This is a genomic window from Sorangium sp. So ce381 (assembly GCF_051473845.1).
Lineage (GTDB): Bacteria > Myxococcota_A > Polyangia > Polyangiales > Polyangiaceae > Sorangium > Sorangium atrum.
On sequence record NZ_CP150336.1, the window covers coordinates 12,036,335 to 12,056,578 of the forward strand.

Here is a 20,244-nt window from a genome sequence, read left to right on the forward strand (position 1 = left end):
GGCAAGGGGGCTACCGGCGCGTGCGCTTGCGGGGGTCGGCCGGCGTCACGGGGCGCGCTGTGAGAAAGGGGGCGCCCTACGCGTGCAATCTCGTCGCCGTCCGCCGCATCGCGTAGGCGATACCTGCCTTGAGATTGGAGCGGGTCTCTATCGAGCCGAGGTCCACGCCGAGCGCGACCAAGCTCTGCGCCACCGCAGGGCGGAGTCCCGTCAAAATAGCCTTGCTTCCGAGCAGTCCCACCGCCTGGGCCAAGCTCATCAGCCTGCTCGCGACGCTTGTGTCCACGCTCTTGACCCCCGTGACGTCGACGATCACGACTTTCGCAGAGCTGGACGCGACCCCTTGCATCGCGGTTTCAATCATCTGCGCCGCCCGTTTTTCATCGATGGTTCCGATGATCGGCATCACCATGACCTGATCGGTGATCGGTATGCAGGGCGTTGATAGCTCGAAGAGCCGATCCCGCTGCGTCTGAATGATGGCTTCCTGCATCTGGACGCGCTCTTCCTGCAGCCGGACCCGCTCGCCCAGCTCCACCTGCAGCTGGTCGTTGACGTCGCGGAGCTGCTCGTTGGACAGCCGGAGCTCCTCCGTGCGCGCAGCGACCGCCTGCTCGAGCCTCTCGTAGAGCTTTGCATTCTCGATGGAGATCGCGATCTGCGTCGAGAGGAGCTTCAGGAGATCGAGGCGATTCTGCGTGAATACGCCGGTGGACAGGTTGTTCTCGAGATAGAGCACGCCGACGAGCCGACTCTGACGGATGATCGGGGCGCAGATGACCGACTTCGGACGCATCTCTCGGATGTAAGGGTCGGCAGAGAACCTGGCCTCCTCCGCCGCGTTGTCCAGCAGGATGGCTTTCTGGGTGCGCTGCACGTAGCTGATGATCGACAGAGGTGCTCTGCTGAACGAGACGACGGGCGCGGACCTGAGCACGTGAACTTGCTTTGGCTGAAAGGTCCCTTCCACCTCGACGAGGAGGGCATCGCCATGCGCCAGAGCCAGCATGCCGGACTGCGCTCCGACGTTCTCCAGCACGATCGTCATGAGGTTTTCCAGTAGCCTCTCCAGGACGATCTCGCTCGCCACGGCCTGCGACGCCTTGACCACGCTGAGCAGATCCAGGACCGCGTCATCGTGGGTGGAGGTCACCGTCACCGACGTCGATGGATCTGGCCCCCCCTCGAGCCTCAGATGAGGGAACGCCGCGACGAGGCTCTGGCACTTCGCATCAGCGCCCCACAGAGCATAGCCACGGTAGGCCATCGTCATGTAGTGCTGAGCGATCTCGCTCCGACCCATCCCCCGGTAGAACGATGACGCAAGTTCGCACCCTAGCGCCTCTTCCTGGATGTATCCGTGCTGTCGAGCTCCCTCGATCGCGCGATCGTAGAGGGCCATCGCCTCGATCATCGAGCGCCCCACGCGAGCCCGCTCCGCGCTCACCAGGTCGTGCTTGTGCTGGCTGTTCTCCGGAGCGTGGTGTGCCCACATCCCGAGCCTCTGCTGATTCGCGTCGACCTTGGCGAGCGCCGCGTCTTGCTCCTCCTTCGAGAGTCGATCGAACGCGGCGAGAACCGAGAGCGAGCTGTAGAGGTTCTGTTCCACGACGGTGGCAAACCCCACCGCATCCTGGTACTCCTCTCCGGCGCGAAGGCACTCGTAGGCGAGCTTTGGCTCGCCGAAATAGTAGAGCATCATGCCCTTCGCGAGGTGCAGGCAAAACAACGATGTCCTGTTGTGCTCGAGACAAGGGATCATCGACGTTTCGTCGAAGCTCTCGCCGACCAGCCGCAGCTTCTCTGCAGATGGATCTCGGAGGCTGCGCACGAGCTGTTTCCAGATTTTTACATAATACAGCGGATACTGCTGCTTGAGCTTCAGCGCGAGCTCGATAGCATGTGTCATTCGCTGCTCGGTCGTTCCCAGATCCTCCCCAGCAAATAAGGAGTATGTGGGGTGCTGGCAGGAGCTGTATCCGGCGTATTCGATATCTCCTGTCTCTAGCCCTACCTGGACCGCGTGGCGCGCCGGTTCGATGGTCTCCTTCAGGTGCCGCTTCCAGTGATGAATGGCGATGTAATGGAGGGTGTAGATCTTGGGTTCGAGCTCGATCGCCCCGAAGCGATGAGTGAGATCGATCGCGAGCTGGCCGAGCGCGAACCCATGATCTATATTGTTCATCACGCTACACTGAATATGGCCGTAGATCGCGAAGGCGTATGCCGCGGAGGGTGAGATCCCGTGCTGTACGCATATTGCCATCATCGTGAATGCGATCAATGGGACGACGTGGGGCTTTGTCAGGACGGCCGCTGGAAAGGCAGAGACGAGGATCCGGTTCGCGGCGAGCATCCTCCGATCGGCGAGCACCGGCAGCTCCGCCAGGCGAGGTATGTCGATGTCGACGGGCGGCGCCTCGCAGAGCGGCACCTCAAGCATGGCGAGCACAGCCAGGGCGATATCGAGAGCATCCGCCAGTCGATGCTGCGACATGTGGAATTGAATACGGGTCTCGTAGACCCGGATCTTCTCCAGTACGTCCCTTGCATGGTCCACGACGATCTTCGCGCACGCCTCCGCGCGGTCGAAGTTGATCGTCAGGTACTCCAGCTCGACGAGATCCGTGTAGATCGCGAGCGACAGCTCGTGGTTCGTCTCCCACGAGTCCTCAGGCAAGAACGCCGCGGCGGCGCGGAGGCACTGCACCCCGGGGCCGTACGCCGTGGAGCGCCTCGCCTTCTGCCCGGCCCTCAGGTTGAGCGTCGCGGCCTCCTCACGCTCGCGCCTGTCCACGATCATCTCTGCCCCCATGTTGAGGTGCGTCACGATGTCGTAGATCCTCTCCTCGACGGACGCGGGAGGGCTCTCTCCGAGCATGAGCCGTCCCAGCTCCAGGTGGATCCGCTTCTGCTCGCCCTCCGGGAGCAGCTTGTAAGCCGCCTGCTGCACGCGGTCGTGGAGGAACTTGAACGTGACAGCGTCCTCGTCCGCGTCGTCGAGGAACCGCGCGATCCCGTACTCGCCGTCGACGGGCACGACGAGCCCTGCGTCCAGCGCGCCCCACAGGTCCTCGTCGGTCGCGCGCCGGTTCTTCTGGTGGATGAGGGCGAGCATCCTCAGATCGAATTGATTGCCGATGCACGCGGCGAGCTCCAAGACCCGCTGCGTCGCCTCACCCAGGCCCTGTATCCGGCGGACCATCAGGTCGACGACGTTGTCCGCGACCTCCATCCGCTGGATGTCGGCGATGTTCCATCGCCAGGCGCCCGTCTCCGAGCTGAAGCGCAGGTGGCCTTCGCGGCAGACGCTCTCTAGGTACTGGATGGTGAAGAACGGGTTCCCGTGCGTCTTGGCGAAGATGGCACCCGAGAGCTCGCGACACTCCTCCCGAGGCGCGTCGAGCGTGTCCGACACGAGCTGGTTGACGTGATCGGGCCCGAGCGGCGTGAGCGTGATCGTGCGGACGCGGGCCTCGCTCTTCCGGAGCGCGCTCAGCATCATCGTCAGCGGGTGCGCGTCGTCGACCTCGTTGTCCCGGTACGACCCGATCAGCAGGAGATGGCGGATGTCCGGGTCCTCCAGGAGCACGCTGAGGAGGTTCAGGGACCCCGTGTCGGCCCACTGGAGATCGTCGAGGAACAAGACGAGCGCCCGCGTCTTCAGCGCGATCGCGCCGATGAAGTTCCGGAACGTCAGGTTGAAGCGGTTCCGCGTCTCCATCGAGCCCAGCGCCGGGACGGGCGGCTGCTCGCCGATGATGAGCTCGATCTCCGGGATCACCTCGGCGATGACCCGCCCGTTCGGAGAGACCGCCGCGAGGATCCGGGCCCTCCAGTCGGCAAGCTCATTCCTGGTCTCGGTCAGGATCTGCCGGACGATCTCCCGCAGGGCCGCGAGCACGGCCGCATACGGGACGTTGCGCGTGAACTGGTCGAACTTGCCGGCGGCGAAGTAACCCGCCTCCTTCGCGATCGGCTTGTGGATCTCGTTGACGACCGCCGACTTGCCCACGCCGGAGTAGCCGGCCACGAGGACGAGCTCCGAACGGCCACCCTCCGCCGCCTCCGGCCCAGACCCGCTGATGTCCCTGAAGGCCGCCATCAACACGCCGACCTCGCTCTGCCGGCCGTACAGCTTCTGCGAGATCTGCAGCCGCGTGGGCTTGTCCCTCGTCCCTGGCACGAAGTCCGCCGCCGGCGCGCCGTGCTCCAGCATATCGAGGCAGGCCTTCAGATCGGCCTTCAGGCCGAAGGTGCTCTGATACCGCTCCTCCGCCGTCTTCGAGAGCAGCTTCATGATCACCCGGGAGAGCGCCTCCGGGATCGCCGGCCGGATCAGGTGCGGCGCGATAGGCGTCTTCGCGATGTGATGGTGCACGAGCTCCAGCGGATCCGTCGTCTCGAAGGGGAGGCGCCGCGTCGTGAGCTCGTAGAGCGTGACCCCGAGGGAGTAATAGTCCGAGCGGAAGTCGATCGACCGGTTCATCCGGCCCGTCTGCTCGGGCGAGATGTACTGCAGCGTGCCCTCGCCGACCGACCACGGGTCGACCACCGCCGCGCGCTCCCCGGGCAGGAGCGAGGCGATGGAGAAGTCCGTGAGCTTCGACGTGCGCACGTCGCTGTCGACGATGATGTTGCTCGGCTTGATGTCCTTGTGGACGATGTTCCGCTCATGGATCGCCCCGAGCGTGTCCGCGAGCTGGAGCGCTATCCTCACCGCCTGCGCGAGGCCGACGCCCTGCCCATTGCCGTCGATGATCGCCCGCAGCGAACGACCGGCGAAGTACTCCATGACGAGCGCGGCGTAATCGAGCCGGACCTCGAGCTCGTGGACCCGGACGACGCCGTCGAGGTCGAGGTGCTTCGTGATCTCGTACTGGCGCTTCAGGATCGCCACGTTGCGGGTGCCATTGACACCCTTTCGCGCGACCTTGATGACGCACATCTTGCCGGTGCTCTTCTTCCGGCCGAGGTAGACGCTGCTGCGAGCACCGTCGTGCAACGTCTCGAGCAACTCGTGATTCAACAGCTCCACCATGACGGCGACCCCCCCCCTGCGTGACAGGGCTATCTACCCACAGCGCGGCGTTCAGCCGGTATCTCGGTCGGTGTCAAGCTGCAGTCCCCCGTTTCACGGCAGCTCCTCGGGGCGCTAGATTCAAGGATGGCGACAGGCGGACGCGCGATCCGCCGAGGGAGCGAACGTGCTCGGCGAGGCGCATCGCCATAAGCAATCGAAACGGACGGGTTGTGTCAAGGTCGAACCGCCGCGGCTCCGCGCGCGGATCGAGCGCTCCTGCGTGGATCCGCCGCCGAGACGCCGCGCGTCAGGCCAGCGACGCACCACTCGGCTCGAGGCCGGGAGCGAATGCGAGAACCGCGTCCTCACCGCCCGGACTCACGGCGCTCCGTGGCGCAGAGGGCCGTCGGATGTGCATCTCGGGATGACGCCTTCACGAGGAGGGGCGCCACACGCCACAGTCCCTTGGGCACACGCGCGTGCCGGGAACGGCCAACGTGCGCCAGATAGAGAGGGATTCCCTTAGGGAAGCGCCTGATGCGCGTGGCGCGTCTCGAGGCGGTGGGCCATCGAAATGAGCGGCGATTGGCCCCTGAGAGAGATAAGGAGACGCCCGACCGATTGATCGTTGCAATGTTGTCCCGACAACATGCGTCGCCCGGCGGGCGACAACATGGGTCGGGGGAGGCCGTCGAGGGGGGGCGTGGCTCGTTGTTGAGGCTCTCACCCGGCGCCCCCCGGCACGCCGCGGCGCCAGTCTGCCGGTCCGCAGCAGACCATGGATCTCGCCCGTTGTGGGATACGCAGGCGTCGCGTGGGCCGATGTGGGGAGAGGCGCCCGGTCGACGCTGCCGACGCTGCCGACGCTACTTTCCGGCCGCCGCTTCGGAGCCGGGCCGCCGCGGTTCCCGCGCGCCGGCGAACGCGGCGCCCTCGCGGCCGATCGACGGCGCGTCGGCGATGTGCTCGCGGTCGTCGAGGGTATGGCCCATTGCGCCGAGCGCGCTCCTGAGCTCGTCGGGGAAGCCGCCCTTCTCGACCATCAGCTTGTCGGGGTAATCCTGCTGGTGGAAGCGCGGCGCGTTGACCCCCGTGGTCACGTCGAAGCCGAAGTCGACCACGTTGGAGAGGATCTGGAACACCGCAGTGAGGATCGTCGGGCCGCCCGCGGCGCCGAGCACGAGCTCCACGCGCCCGTCCTTCCCCGTCACGATCGTCGGCGACATCGAGGAGAGCATGCGCTTGCCGGGCGCGATGGAGTTGGCCTCCCCCTGCACCAGGCCGAACTGGTTCGGCGTGCCGGGCACGGCGGCGAAGTCGTCCATCTCGTTGTTCAGCACGAAGCCGGCGCCGGACACCGTCACCCCCGAGCCGTACCAGCCGTTCAGCGTCGTGGTCAGCGCGACGGCGTTGCCCTGCGCGTCGACCACGGAGAAATGCGTCGTGTGCGGGCCTCGCCCGCCCGAGTCCTTGACCGCCGCGCCGCGGGCGAGCTCGTCGGTCGGCGTCGCGCGGTCCGCCGCAATCGTGGCGCGCTGCTTCTCGGCCCACGCGACCGAGAGCAGGTCGTCCACCGGGTTCTTCACGAAATCGGGATCCCCGAGGACCTCGTTGCGCGCGAGGAACACCCGCCGCATCGCCTCGGCGACCACGTGCACGTGCGACGGCGAGTGCCAGCCGAGCTTGGCGATGTCGAGCCCCTCCAGCTGATGCGCGATCATCGCGAGGGCGAGGCCGCCCGACGACGGGAGCGGCATGGATGCGACGCGGCGCCCGCGGTACTCGAACACGACGGGCTCGCGCCACTTCGCCTTGTAGCCCTTGAGGTCCGCGGCCGTGATGATGCCCTTGCCCCGCCGCATCTCGGCCACGAAGAGCTCGGCGGTCTTGCCCTCGTAGAAGCCCGCGGGCCCCTTCTCGGCGATGCGCTCGAGCGTCGCCGCGAGCTCGGGCGATTTCCACGTGGCGCCGATCTCGATGGGCGCGCCGCCCGGCAGGAACAGCGCGACCGACGCCGGGAAGCGCTTGAGCTTGGCCGAAGCGGCCTTGACGGTCGTCGCGAAGTTCTCGTCGACCGGGAAGCCCTCCTTCGCGAGCCGGATCGCGGGCGCGACGAGCTCGGCCCAGGTCTTCTTCTTGGAGCCGAGCTTGTCGTACGCTTCCCAGAGCCCCGCCACGCTGCCGGGCACGCCGACCGCGAGGTGGCCGACGCGCGCGCTCTCCGTGGCCTTGCCGTCCTTGCCCCGGTACATGTCGTGGGTCGCCTTGCCCGGCGCGGTCTCGCGGAAATCGAGCGCGTGCTCCTTGTCGCCGACGCGCGCGACCATGAACCCGCCGCCGCCGAGGTTGCCGGCCGTCGGGTGCACCACCGCCAGCGCGAACGCCGTCGCGACCGCCGCGTCGACGGCGTTGCCGCCCGAGGCGAGGACCTCCGCGCCCACCTTCGTGGCCAGGGCGGCGTCGCTCGTGACCATCGACGGGCCCCGCACCGGCGGCGCGCCCTCGGGGAAAGGCCAGCCGGCGGGGAACCGCGACGCCGGCGTGGGCGGCGCGGCCGGCGCGGGCACAGGCGCCGAGGCGGGGGCGGCGTTCGGCGACGGGGGCGGGGGCGGCGCGGGCGGAGGAGGCGGGACGGCGGCCTCGCAGCCCGCGAGGAGGACGACGGCGAGCAATCGATGCCAGGCACGGAGCTTCATCGCGGCGGCTTATAGCCCAGGCCCCGCGCCGCTCGAAAGCCGGAGGCGCGGCCGCGCGAGCGCGGCCGGAGGTTTCTCCACGGTGATCCGTCACAGCTGTTCGGGCTTCTGCTGATCAGCCGTACCGCTCTCTGGCGAACGGGAGAGCGACGCGCCGTACAGGGCGCGTGGAGCATGGGCTCGTACCGAGGCGCCCGGGGACGCCTCCTGGCGCCGCGAAGTGATCGGTCTTGGTCGTTGGCTTGGGGGCTTCGCCCCGCTTGGGTATGATCGGCCCCGGATGTTTCCGACGGAGCCCGCTCCCGAGACGATTGGGGCCTACAAGATTCTCCGGCACCTGTCCGGTTCTGGGCCCACCAGCGTCTATCTCGGGCGACTGGATGGCCCGCTCGGGTTTCGCCGCGTCTGCGTGCTGAAGCTCGTCCCGAATACCGCCGAGGGCGATCCGCGCTTCGCCGACGAGCTCGCGCGCGAGGCGTCGATCTGCGCGACGATGAACCACCCGGCGATCGTGCGGATGTTCGACTTCTTCGAGCACGACGGCCGGCTCGTGCTCGTGCTCGAGCACGTCGAGGGCGTGAACCTCAATCGGCTGCACCAGCACCTCGCGGCGCGGCAGCAGAAGCTCGCCGACGCGGCGGTCTACTACCTGGTCCACTGCATCGCCGGGGCGCTCGCGCACGCGCACGGGTCCGTCGATGAGCACGGCAGCCCCACGCCGATCATCCATCGCAACCTCCACCCGGAGAACATCGTGATCGGGTGGGACGGGCAGGTGCGCCTGACGGGGTTCGGCATCGGCAAGATCCTCGGGCGCACGCCCGATACGATCGCGGGCGTTGTGAAGGGCGCGCCGGGCTACATGGCGCCCGAGCAGGCGCGCGCCGAGCGCGTCACGGTGAAGGCCGATATCTATGGCGTGGGGCTGCTGCTCTGGTCGTTGCTCACGGGGCGGCGGCCGCCCGCGGACGGCACGCGCCCGCAGGCGATCGCCACGATCCGGCCGGAGATCCCGCGCCCGATCGTGGCGCTGCTCGACACGGCCCTCGCGCCCGCGCCGGACGATCGGAAGATCACCGTTCACGAGATCGAGCAGGCGCTCGCGAAGGTCGCTCGCCCGGAGAAGGGGAAGGCCGAGCTCGTGACGCGCGTGCAATCCGCGCACGCGACGATCGAGATCGAGGACGCGGATCGCGAGGAGGACAGGCGGCCGACGATCCCGGTCAAGGGCAAGGGAGGCCAGACCGCGCGGCCCGCGGCGGACGCGGCGAAGCGGCTCGCGAAGGATCTCTTTGCCAGGGATCAGGCGGCCAGGGACGGCGGCGCCGCGAGGCTGCGGACCCCCGGCGCGCAGGCGAAGACCGCGCCTCCCTCGGCGGCGGCGTCCGAGGCGCTGAGCGGGTCGGCTCGGCAGGAAGGCAAGCCGACGCTCGGCGCGCCGGCGCCCGAGCCGATCACGATCCCGGTGCCGGCGGGCCACCCGTCGTCGGCGCTCGAAGCGAGGGGCGAGGGCGCGAAGGGCGTCGAGGGACGAAGGCCCGCGCTGCCGGATCGCGAGACGTTCGGCCGCCTGTTCGAGGCGTCGAAGCGCGCGGCGGAGCGCGACGCGGCGGCGGCCGACGAGGGGCCGCCGGGGGGCGGGCCGCCGACGTTGACCGAGGTCGATCCGGTGTTCTTCGAGGAGGACGGCACGACGATGCCCGGCACGGGCGCGGAGGCAGCCCGCTTCGTGCCGACCACCTCGGTGATCCCGGAGGCGATCCGCTTCGGTCCGCCGCCGGCCCTCCCGGCGGATCTCGCGCCCGCGTTCCTGGGTGCGCCGCCGAAGCCGCCTTCCGGCTCGCCGGTGACCCCCTCCGGCGTGACCGTGCCGATGGGCGTGTCGGGCCTGACGCCGCCCGGGGTGACGGTGCCGGTGGACGGCTCATCGGGGCTGACGCCGCCCGGGGGCGTGCCGTACCCGAGGCCGAGCGCGGAGGGCCGCAGCGGCTCTCCGACGGAGTCGTCGCCCCCGGCGGGCGCGTCGTCGCGGCGCCCGCGGCTGCCTGCGCTGGCGTGGCAAGCGCCGCGTTCGCTGTCGCCTGCCGGGACGATCGCGGTCTCGGCGATCACGGCGACGGTGGTGGCGGGGCTCTGGATCTACGTGGCGCGACGGGATCGGCCCGAGCCGGCTGCCGCTGCCGCGGTGGAGCTGGCGCCCGCGCTCGTCGAGCCCACAGCCGCGGCGGCGTCCGCTGCGAGCGAGTCGCCCCCCGCGAAGAAGGCTCCGGTAGGGAAGGCGCAGGCGGCGAAGACGCTTTCAGCAAAGGAGGCCGCCGCGGCGAAGGAGGCTGCGGCGAAGGAGGCCGCCGCGGCGAAGGAGGCCGCGGCGAAGGAAGCCGCTGCGGCGAAGGAGGCTGCAGCGAAGGAAGCCGCCGCGGCGAAGGAGGCTGCAGCGAAGGAGGCCGCCGCGGCGAAGGAGGCCGCTGCGAAGGAAGCCGCGGCGGCGAAGGAGGCCGCTGCGAAGGAGGCAGCGAGCCAGGCGAAGCAGGGGGGCAATCCCGCGTCGCTGCCCAAGGATCAGGGCCTGCTCACGGTGGGGTTTCCGCAGCCGGGGGGCGTCTACATGACGGGCAAGTACGCGGGGGATGTGAACCAGGCGCTGGCCGTGCGCTGCGGCCGCTTCTTCGTGCGCGTCGGCCGGCCCGGGAAGACGAAGTTCCCCGAGTGGCTCAGCGCGGGTGTGACGGCGCAGGTGCCCTGCCAGGGGGCCACGAGCATCGATATCAAGCCGAGCGCACCGCCGAAGGCGAAGAAGAAGCGGTAGCCCGGCGCTCGGCGCCCGGGCCGCCTCGGTGCGGCGGCCGGAGCCCTCTGCGGCGATGGCGCAATGGCCGCGCGCCCCTATTTCATACAGACCGCCTCCAGGTTGTTGCCGTCGGGGTCGTGCAGGAAAGCCGCATAATACGTCGGGCCATAATCCGCGCGCACGCCGGGCTTGCCGTTGTCGCGGCCGCCGGCCGCCAGCCCCTCCCGGTAGAACCGATCGACCGCGGCATGATCCGCGGCGCGCAGGGCGATGTGCGCGCCGGGGCCCCGGGGGCCGTGGTCCACCTGCAGATAAAGGGCCGGGGCCCCCTCGGGACCGAAGCTCGCATAAGCCTCGTCGCGGGCGCACAGCACGTGACCGAGCGGCGCCAGCGCAGCGGCGTAGAAGCGAACGCTCGCCTCGATGTCCTTCACCTTCAGTCCGATGTGATCGTACATGTTGCCTCCTCATGAGGAGGACCCACGAGAGGGCGCCTCCACGCCGGAGACGCTAGCGAGGGGTGCCCCCGGCGCTCTTGGAGAATCTTGCGGTCGATGCGCGCTCGCTCCCTCACCGCGGCATCGCGCCGTCGCTGAGCCCCAGGGGCGACCGCCGCTCTCAGCCGTCCGGCCGTCATCGAGCGCCGCTCAGGCGGCGTCGATCGTCCTGAGCAGGGCCTCGAGCTCGAACGGCTTGCTGAGCACCTTGCGCGCGTGCGTCGGCATCGGCTGCCTGATGTTCGACGCCGCGGTCATGATGACGACGGGGATCTCCTCCAGCGCGGGGACCGCGCAGAGCTCGTCGCACACCTTCCAGCCGTTCATCTTCGGCATCATCAGGTCGAGCAGGATCACTCCGGGCCTCTCGCCGTCGAGGAGCCGCTCGAGCGCCTCCCGCCCGCTGAAGAAGGGCGTCGCCTCATAACCGAGGTCGCGCAGCGTCTCGGCCAGGGTCGTCGCCAGATCCACGTCATCATCGATGATCAGAACAGACTTGGTCATGTAGAAAGAGGGCGTTCGCTGGTGAATGTGGGGCCGGCGTCGAGGCCGCTCGGCGCAAAGAGGCCGCCTCGCAGCCCCGATATTGCATGGGCTCCCATTGCATTTGCTAGTAGGACGCCGCGCGGCCGCAAGGAGAAACGCGGCAGAGCCAGGCACATGCGCTCGCCTTGCGCGCTTGCCCGGCTGCTTCAGCGCGGCACGCAGCACACGTCACACGCGCGCGCGCGCGCGCGCGTGTGCGTCGAGCCGCGGCCTTGCTCTATGCTGCGGCGCCATGCTCGACACGCGGGAGCTGCCGCTCCTCCGGGCCCTCGCGGGCCGGTACCCGACGACCGAGGCCGCGCTCTCGGAGATCGGCCATCTGCGGGCGATCCTGTCGCTCCCGAAGGGGACGGTGCACGTGGTCAGCGACGTCCACGGCGAGCACAGGAAGCTGAAGCACATCATCAACAACGCCTCGGGGAGCCTGCGGCCGCTCGTCGAGCGGGTCTTCGGCGACCGGCTCACGGCGGCCGAGAAGCGCGCGCTGCTCTCGGTCGTCTACTACCCTCGCGAGAGCTATGCCCGCGTCGCGTCCCACAGCGAGGGGGCGCGGCGGGGCTTCCTGGTCTGGACGCTCGCGCGCGAGGTCGAGGTCATCCGCGCGCTGTCGCTGCGCTACACGCTCCGCCAGGTGGAGGCGGCGTTCCCGGAGGACATGCGGGGCCTGCTCCGCGAGCTCGTGTCGGCGCGCGCCACCCTCGGCGAGGGCGGCTACCTCGACGCGCTCATCGATCCGTTCGTGCAGCACGGCCGCGAGATAGAGATCCTGCGCGCCACGGCGCGCGCCATCCGGAACCTGACGGTCTTCGAGCTCGTGGTGGCCGGCGATCTCGGCGATCGCGGTCCCCGGCTGGACAAGGTGATCGAGTACCTGATGCGCCAGCCGCGCGTGCGGGTCGTGTGGGGCAACCACGACGTGAGCTGGATGGGCGCGAGCCTCGGCCAGGAGGCGCTCATCGCCACCGTGGTCCGGCTCTCGCTGCGGTACGGGCGCCTGTCGCAGCTGGAAGAGGGCTTTGGCATCCCGGTGGCGCCGCTCGATCGGCTCGCGCGCACCGCCTACGCCGACGATCCGGCGGAGCGCTTCGCGGTCCGGGGCGAGGGGCTGCGCGACACCCTCCTGCTGGCGCGGATGCAGAAGGCCGCGGCCGTCCTCCAGTTCAAGCTGGAGGGGCAGCTCTGCCGGCGCCGCCCGGAGTACGCGCTCGAGCACCGCTGCCTCCTCCATCGCATCGACCCGCGCGCGGGCACGGTCGCGATCGACGGCGAGGTGTTTCCGCTGCTCGACGCGCGCTTCCCGACGCTCGACCCCGGCGATCCGTACGCGCTGACGCCGGACGAGGCGGCGTGCATCGCCCTTCTGAAAGAGTCTTTCCTGAGGAGCCCGGCGCTGTCCCGCCAGATGCGCTGGATGGTGCAGCAGGGGACGACGTGGCTCAGGCGCGACCGGGCGCTCATCTTCCACGGCTGTGTCCCGGTGGACGGCGAGGGCGAGCTCCTCCCTTTCGTGGTGGACGGCGAGGTTCGCCGCGGCAGGGCGCTGTTCGACGCGCTGGAGCGGACGGTGCGCCGGGCTTTCCGGGCGGGCGCGCAGGAGGACGTCGACCTGCTCTGGTACCTCTGGACCGGGCCGCTCTCGCCCATGTTCGGCAAGGACCGGATGACGACGTTCGAGTCGTATTTCGTCGCCGACGAGAGGACGCACAAGGAGACGAAGAACCCGTATTTCCACCTGATCCACGACGCCGCGTTCTGCGGCCGGGTGTGCCGCGAGTTCGGTGTGGACGAGGAGCGCGGGCTCATCGTGAACGGGCACGTGCCGGTCCGGGTCGAGCGGGGGGAGTCGCCGATCAAGGCGTCGCGCCGCGCGGTGACGATCGACGGGGCGTTCTCGGAGGCGTACGGCGACAAGGGGTACACGCTCGTGCTCGAGGCGAGCGGGGCGCGGCTCGCGCAGCACCACCATTTCACGTCGGTCGAGCAGGCCGTCGAGGCGGGGGAGGACATCATCCCCGTGATCTCGGACGTGGAGGTCTACGAGGCCGAGCGCCGGGTGGGAGACACCGAGAAGGGGGAGGAGCTCGAGCGGGAGATCGAGATCCTGGAGCGGCTCATCGAGGCGTATCGAGACGGCGCGCTCCTGGAGCAGCCGAGGTGACGTGAGGCGCGGCGGGGCCCGCGCCTGGCCTCGTCACTCCAGCTGACCGTCCGCGATCCAGTCGACGAGCGTCTGCTGCTCTGCGGCCGTCAGGCAGTTAGCGTTCGCGGCGTCGAGCGCCGGGTCGCCGGTGCATCCGCGGTTGCGCGGCATGCGGGTGGCGTTGTCGAGATCGTGGATGCGGATGACGGTGCACGCCCCCTGCGTCCTCGCGGGTTCACCCGGGCCCACGGCGCACTGGGCCGAGTTCGAGGGAAGCTTCGCGGACTCGTAGGTGATTGAGAAGCCGCTGGCCGGCGGGGGATCCGTGCGGGTGTGGCAGGGCGAGCACTTCGCCAGCAGGATCGGCTCCACGTCGGCCCATCGCACGGGCTCGCCGTCATCGCCACCCGCGCCGCCAGCGCCGCCGCCCGCGCCGCCAGCGCCGACTGCGACGGCGGTGGAGGACTCGCCGCCAGCGCCGCCAGCGCCGACCGCGACGGTGGAGGACTCGCCGCCCGCGCCGCCAGCGCCGACTGCGACGGCGGTGGAGGACTCGCCGCCAGCGCCGCCAGCGCCGACTGCGACGGCGGTGGAGGACTCGCCGCCAGCGCCGCCAGCGCCGACCGCGACGGTGGAGGACTCGCCGCCCGCGCCGCCAGCGCCGACTGCGACGGCGGTGGAGGACTCGCCGCCAGCGCCGACTGCGACGGTGGAGGACTCGCCGCCCGCGCCGCCAGCGCCGACCGCGACGGTGGAGGACTCGCCGCCCGAGCCGCCGGAGCCAACTGCGACGCTGGTGGTGGCGGCCGTGGAGGACTCGCCGCCCGAGCCGCCCGCGCCAACCGCGACGCTGGTGGTGGCAGCCGTGGAGGACTCGCCGCCCGAGCCGCCCGCGCCGACCGCGGCGCTGGTGGTGGCGGCGGTGGAGGACTCGCCGCCCGAGCCGCTGGAGCTAGCCGCGACGCTGGTGCTGGCAGCGGTGGAAGGCTCGCCGCCCGCACCGACCGTGCCGGTGGAAGGCTCGCCGCCCTCGCCACCCGCGCCGGCAGCGCCGCCGGCGCCGCCCTCGCCACCCGTGCCAGGAGCGCCGCCGGCGCCGCCCTCGCCGCCCGTGCCGGGAGCGCCGCCGGTGCCGCCCTCGCCGCCGCTGCCGCTGGTGCTGCCGCCGCCAGTTCCTGCGCCGGTGCTGGTGGAGGTGCCGCCGCCGCCCTCACCGCCTGCGCCGCCTGTGCCAAAGCCGACCTCGTCGTCACCGCACGCGGTGAGCGCGAGGAGCAGCGTCCCGGTGGTCATGAAGAGACGAATGGAAGTACGCGGGATAGAGACCATGCGCGGAGAATAGGCGCGTGCAGTATCGCGGGTAAATGCTGCTGCTCAGAAGACAGGATTTTATCATTGCTCCCTTGACGGAATATGCTTCCGCTGAATCGCGGCGGTCGAAGCCCCGGCTCGCCCGTCGGCTCGCGCTGCAGTGAGGCCACGGCTCTGTCCGCCGGCCCTGTTTGACCGCGCCGATCACGCCGCGCCCGGCTGGAGTCCTCATTGCAGGTGTACGACCACGCGAGGACGGGCTCGACGATCCGGAGCGCTCGCGGCGTGGTGCCGCGGCTGCGTCGTATCCCCGAGGTGCGACGGCACATGATAGTTGTTCACCGCCATCTTCATGATGGAGCGTTGATCGCCGACTCCCTCGACCGCCGGTGGAACGCTGGTGATGTCAACTCAGTTAAGGATGGCTCGTCGTTGCGCCGCCATCATCTCTCCTCCTTGTCTTCCTCGCGCCGTCTCTCGATCATCGGATCGGAGAGGGTGTGCTCGACCCCGGTGAGCCCGCATCCATCGATGAGCCCGTCGCGTCCTCGCTCGTGCACGGGTTGTCGCGTTATGCCACGGGTAAATTACCGCGCTGCGCCATCGGGTTTGCAACTTGCGGCCCGACTCGAACTATGGTTAACCGGTGGCGTCCCAGGACGCACCGTGTCATCCGGCGCGCCACGAGGCACGAGAGAGCTGGCTCGGCCTCATCGTCACGGCGCGGCGGCGACGATCGCGCGAGCGCGACCACGCGACCGAACCCTCGTTCGCGGCATGAGGGGGGCTTGCGTGCCGGTGGAGTCATGGATTAGAACGTTCGCTCTCTGCCTTATATTTCTTACACCCATCGCTTGGAGATCATTTCTTCCCATGCTCACGCCCTCGATCGGCTTTCGGCCTCTCTCGGGCGAGCGGCTCGACAGGGCTCTGCTGCCCGGCACGGTTCACCTCAGAGCCCATCCTTCATCTCATTCACAAGAGAGGGGAGCACCCATGCGCCTCACACGGTATGCAACATGGATCTTGGCGGCGGCTGTCGTTCTCGCGCCGGCCGCCTGCGGTGACGACACGTCCGACAACGCGACCGGCTCCGGTGCCACCTCCGGCGCTGGCGCTGGCTCCGGAAGCGGCTCCGGCGCCGGCGCTGGCTCCGGAAGCGGCTCCGGCAGCGGCTCCGGCGCTGGCGCTGGCTCCTCCGCCAGCGGCTCCGGGACCGGAGGCGGCGGCACCGGCGGCAGCGACGCCACCGGCGGCGGCGGCAGCGGCGCCGGGGACAGCAGCGGCCTCTTGCCCTGCGACAATGGCTGGCCCGAGGTGCGGAGCGCGATCGCGCAGGATCCGGAGATCGAGGCGGCCATCACCGAGCTGCTCGGCAAGATGAAGGTGGAGGAGAAGGTCGGCCAGATGGTGCAGGCCGAGATCCAGAAGATCACGCCGGCCGAGGTGAAGCAGTACAACATCGGCTCCGTGCTGAACGGCGGCGGCTCGTGGCCGGGGAAGAACAAGAACGCGACGGCGGCGGACTGGGTGAAGCTCGCCGACGACTTCTACAACGCCTCGGTGGACACCAGCGGTGGCCGCGTGGCCATCCCGATCATCTGGGGCATCGACGCGGTGCACGGGAACAACAATGTCCGCGGCGCCACGCTCTTCCCGCACAACATCGGCCTCGGCGCGGCCCACGACCCCGAGCTGCTAGAGCGCATCGGCGCCGCGACGGCCAAGGAGGTCCTCGCGACGGGGCTCGACTGGACCTTCGCGCCGACGCTCGCGACGGTGCGCGACGACCGCTGGGGCCGCACGTACGAGGGCTACTCCGAGGATCCCGAGATCGTGAACGCCTACGCGGGCCGGATCGTGCAAGGCATCCAGGGCGCCGCGAACAGCCCTGATCTCCTCGGCGCGATGCACGTCATCGCGACGGCCAAACACTTCATCGGTGACGGCGGCACGGACAAGGGCGATGACCAGGGGAACAACCTCGCCTCCGACACCGAGCTGTGCGAGATCCACGCTCAGGGCTACCTGTCTGCCATTCCGGCGGGCGCGCAGACCGTCATGGCGTCGTACAACAGCGTCCGCGGCACGAAGATGCACGGGAAGGGCGATCTGCTCACCGGGGTGCTGAAGGACAAGTTCCACTTCGACGGGTTCGTCATCGGCGACTGGAACGGTCATGGGCAGGTGTCGGGCTGCACCAACGCCTCGTGCGCCGCCTCGATCAACGCGGGTGTGGACATGATCATGGTCCCGGACGACTGGAAGGCGTTCTACGAGAACACCCTCAGTCAGGTGAAGGGGGGCCAGATCTCGATGGCGCGCGTCGACGACGCCGTGACGAGGATCTTGCGGGTCAAGATGCGGGCGGGGCTCCTCGGCCCGAAGAAGACCAAGCAGGCGCCGTCGAAGCGGATGTTCGCGGGCGATCAGTCGGTGCTCGGGCAAGCGGCGCACCGCGCCCTCGCGCGCGAGGCGGTCAGCAAGTCGCTCGTCCTCCTGAAGAACGCCGGCGGGGTCTTGCCCCTCGCCGCGTCGGCCAAGGTGCTCGTCGCGGGCAAGTCCGCGGACAGCATCCCGAACCAGTCCGGCGGCTGGTCGCGGACGTGGCAGGGCACCGACCTCACGAACGCCGACTTCCCCGGCGCGACGTCGATCCTCAAGGGGATCCAGGATCTGGTGTCGGCCGGCGGCGGCCAGGCGACGCTGAGCGCCAACGGCTCCGCCGCCAATTCAGGGACCTTCGACGCGGCGATCGTGGTGATCGGCGAGACGCCTTATGCCGAGATGTACGGCGACATCCAGCTCGCGACGGACGACACGCCGCACGCGAAGACGCTGGAGCACGCGGTCTTCCACCCCGAGGATCTGCAGGTCCTCCAGGCGATCCGCACGGCCAAGCCGGATCTGCCGATCGTGACGGTCTTTCTGTCGGGCCGTCCGCTCTACGTCAACAAGGAGCTGAACCGCTCGGACGCCTTCGTGGCCGCGTGGCTCCCGGGCTCCGAGGGCGGCGGCGTGGCCGACGTGCTGTTCGGCAAGCAGCCGTTCCAGGGCAAGCTCTCGTACTCCTGGCCTGCGACCGATTGCCAGCGCGTCAACCGCGGGGAAGACGGCGCGCTGTTCCCGTACGGCTTCGGCCTGACGACGGAGAACAAGGAGACGCCTGCGGCGCTCCCGGAGGCGTCCACCGCCGGCGGCTGCAACTGATCCCATCTTCCGCGCCGCTGCCGTTCTCCCAGCTCTCCGCAGCGGTGGCATTCGTGAGATAGGCCGAGGGACCCAGCCCGCTGCACAGCGGGCCGGGTCTCCGCGCTCAGCGCGTCAGCGCGTCAGCGCGCCGCCGCCTCGAGCGGTCGTGAGCACCACCTTGCCCGTGGTCGCGCGGGACGTGACCGCCGTCATGGCCGCCTTCGCCTCCGCCATCGGCCGCGCGGCGGAGACGAGCGGCTTGATCGCGCCCTGGCCGTAGAGCGCGTAGAGCTCGTCTTGCGCCCTCCGCGTGAGATCGGGCCGGGTGCGGCTGTAGGTGCCCCAGTAGAGGCCGATGACCGAGTAGTTCTTCACGAGCAGGTGGTTCGCGCGCGCCGCGGGGATGCGGCCGCAGGCGAAGCCGATCACCACGATGCGGCCCTCGAACGCGACGCATTTCGTCGATTGATCGAAGACGTCGCCGCCGACGGGGTCGAAGACGATATCGGCCCCCCGGCCCGAGGTCCGCTCCTTCACGACGGCGACGAAGTCCTCGCGCCGGTAGTCGATCGCGACGTCCGCCCCGAGCGCGCGGCAGACCGCCGTCTTCTCCTCGCCGCCGGCGGTCGCGATGACGGTCGCGCCGGCCGCCCTGGCGAGCTGGATCGCCGCGCTGCCGACGCCGCCCGCGCCGGCGTGCACGAGGACCGTGTCGCCCGGCTGGACGCCGGCGCGCCGGTGGAGCGCGAAGTGGCCTGTCTGGTAGGTGATGGTCATCGCCGCGGCGTCCTCGAACGGCATCGCGTCCGGGAGCGCGTAGGTGGTGCGCGGCCCCGCGATCGCGCGCGTCGCGTACCCGCCGGAGCCGGGGAGCGTCGCGGCCACGCGGGCGCCCGGCGGGAGGGACGGCTCGCGGCTCTCGACGACGACGCCGGCGACCTCGAAGCCGGGGATGAACGGCGGAGTCGGCTTGACCTGGTGCGCGCCCGCCGTGAAGAGCACGTCGGGGAAGTTGATCGCGGCGGCGGCCACCTCGATCCGGACCTCCCCCTCGGCGAGCGGGGGGTCGTCCACCTCTTCCCAGACGAGGATCTCGGGGGGACCGAAGGCGTGTCCGCGCCAGGCGTGCATGCGCGCGGACCTTAGCAGAAAGCACGGGCGACCCGGCGGAAGCCGCGGCGGCGCGGCCTCGCGCGCCGCGGATCCCCTGCGGGATCGCCGGCGCGCGCGATCAGCGGACGATCTCGATCGGCAGCTTCGCCGTCACGGAGCCCTGCTCCTGCCCGTCGAACGTCACCTCGACATCGTAGGTCCCCGGCGCGAAGAACTCGTCCTCCGGGTTGTCCGTGTCCGAGGGCCCGCTCCACTGCCGCCCCGACCAGGAGATCGTGTGCGTCGCCGCCGTCGCGTCGACCTGCACGGTCGCCGCGTCGTCGGGAGCGCAACACCCCGTGTCGCAGAGGCAGTACTGCTGTGGATCTCCCGCCGTCGACAGCCCTGTGATCTGGTACGTGACGAACGAGCGCGGATCCGCGCTCGGCACGACGCAGTGCCCGCACCCGTCGGACGCCGTGATCTCGATCGGAGGGACGCTCGCGTCGGTCGTGATCGTGTAGACGAACTCCGCTGGCTCGCCCCTCCAGTAGACGCAGCGGCTGGACTCGATCGATATCGTCACGCCCGGGATCGTGCCCTGGACGTCGCGCACCGCGCACGGCTCGGCCCCCGGCGGCAGCCCGCGGTCGCCGCCTCTGCTGCTCTCGCCGTCGCCGCCGCTCCCGCCGCCCTCCTTGCTGCCGCCGCATCCGGCCGCGCACGCAGCGGACAGCAAGGTTATCGCCAGAGCTCGAATCATGTCGTTCGCCATTCCCTCACCTCTCCCTCCTTCGCGCCACGCCGCCTGTCTGCGGCGGCGCGCGATCGGCAGCAAGGGAGATGCTCCACGGAGCGCGTGCGGGCTCCTGAGGAACAGGCCGTGGCTCGCTCCACCCCGGGCCGTCAATTGTGCCAGCCTGGGCCGCTACCTGCCTGCCGGCTTCGCCTCAGCCCTG

General features: G+C 69.9%; 10 protein-coding genes. 3 read left to right on the forward strand and 7 right to left on the reverse strand.

Features of this window, described 5'->3' with window-relative positions; translation table 11 throughout:
• Nucleotides 1-76 precede the first annotated feature (76 nt).
• Both WMF29_RS45115 and ggt read right to left on the reverse strand, forming a co-directional pair.
• Nucleotides 77-5,041 carry an AAA family ATPase gene (locus tag WMF29_RS45115; RefSeq protein WP_437326216.1) on the reverse strand — a complete coding sequence of 1,655 codons (4,965 nt, stop codon included), beginning with the start codon at nt 5,039-5,041 and terminating at the stop codon, nt 77-79.
• An 848-nt stretch (nt 5,042-5,889) separates the two neighbouring features.
• Nucleotides 5,890-7,719, reverse strand: coding sequence for a gamma-glutamyltransferase (gene ggt, locus WMF29_RS45120; RefSeq protein WP_437326217.1), 1,830 nt, complete (start codon nt 7,717-7,719; stop codon nt 5,890-5,892).
• Nucleotides 7,720-7,999: 280 nt separating this feature from the next.
• Between ggt and WMF29_RS45125 the strand changes: the two genes are divergently transcribed.
• Nucleotides 8,000-10,525: a protein kinase domain-containing protein gene (locus WMF29_RS45125; protein WP_437326218.1), complete on the forward strand. Its 2,526-nt coding sequence runs from the start codon at nt 8,000-8,002 to the stop codon at nt 10,523-10,525.
• A 77-nt stretch (nt 10,526-10,602) separates the two neighbouring features.
• Here WMF29_RS45125 and WMF29_RS45130 read toward each other — a convergent pair whose 3' ends face one another.
• Together WMF29_RS45130 and WMF29_RS45135 are read right to left on the reverse strand one after the other, a co-directional pair.
• Nucleotides 10,603-10,965, reverse strand: a complete 363-nt coding sequence (locus tag WMF29_RS45130; RefSeq protein WP_437326219.1) for a VOC family protein — start codon at nt 10,963-10,965, stop codon at nt 10,603-10,605.
• Nucleotides 10,966-11,154: 189 nt separating this feature from the next.
• Nucleotides 11,155-11,508 carry a response regulator gene (locus WMF29_RS45135; RefSeq protein ID WP_437326220.1) on the reverse strand — a complete coding sequence of 118 codons (354 nt, stop codon included), beginning with the start codon at nt 11,506-11,508 and terminating at the stop codon, nt 11,155-11,157.
• A gap of 274 nt (nt 11,509-11,782) precedes the next feature.
• On the opposite strand from WMF29_RS45135, the gene WMF29_RS45140 reads away from it, so the two are divergent.
• Nucleotides 11,783-13,708, forward strand: coding sequence for a fructose-bisphosphatase class III (locus tag WMF29_RS45140; protein ID WP_437326221.1), 1,926 nt, complete (start codon nt 11,783-11,785; stop codon nt 13,706-13,708).
• Nucleotides 13,709-13,741: 33 nt separating this feature from the next.
• Here the strand turns inward: WMF29_RS45140 and WMF29_RS45145 are convergent, their stop codons facing one another.
• Nucleotides 13,742-14,983 carry a hypothetical protein gene (locus WMF29_RS45145; RefSeq protein WP_437326222.1) on the reverse strand — a complete coding sequence of 414 codons (1,242 nt, stop codon included), beginning with the start codon at nt 14,981-14,983 and terminating at the stop codon, nt 13,742-13,744.
• Between the two features lie 1,014 nt (nt 14,984-15,997).
• On the opposite strand from WMF29_RS45145, the gene WMF29_RS45150 reads away from it, so the two are divergent.
• Nucleotides 15,998-18,211 (forward strand): glycoside hydrolase family 3 protein, encoded by a 2,214-nt coding sequence (locus tag WMF29_RS45150; RefSeq protein ID WP_437326223.1) that lies wholly within the window; start codon nt 15,998-16,000, stop codon nt 18,209-18,211.
• 114 nt (nt 18,212-18,325) lie between these two features.
• On the opposite strand, the gene WMF29_RS45155 is transcribed toward WMF29_RS45150, so the two are convergent.
• Together WMF29_RS45155 and WMF29_RS45160 are read right to left on the reverse strand one after the other, a co-directional pair.
• Nucleotides 18,326-19,324: an NADPH:quinone oxidoreductase family protein gene (locus tag WMF29_RS45155; RefSeq protein ID WP_437326224.1), complete on the reverse strand. Its 999-nt coding sequence runs from the start codon at nt 19,322-19,324 to the stop codon at nt 18,326-18,328.
• Between the two features lie 100 nt (nt 19,325-19,424).
• The gene (locus tag WMF29_RS45160) at nt 19,425-20,048 is read right to left on the reverse strand and encodes a hypothetical protein (RefSeq protein ID WP_437326225.1); all 624 of its coding nucleotides are present in this window, start codon (nt 20,046-20,048) and stop codon (nt 19,425-19,427) included.
• Nucleotides 20,049-20,244 lie beyond the last annotated feature (196 nt).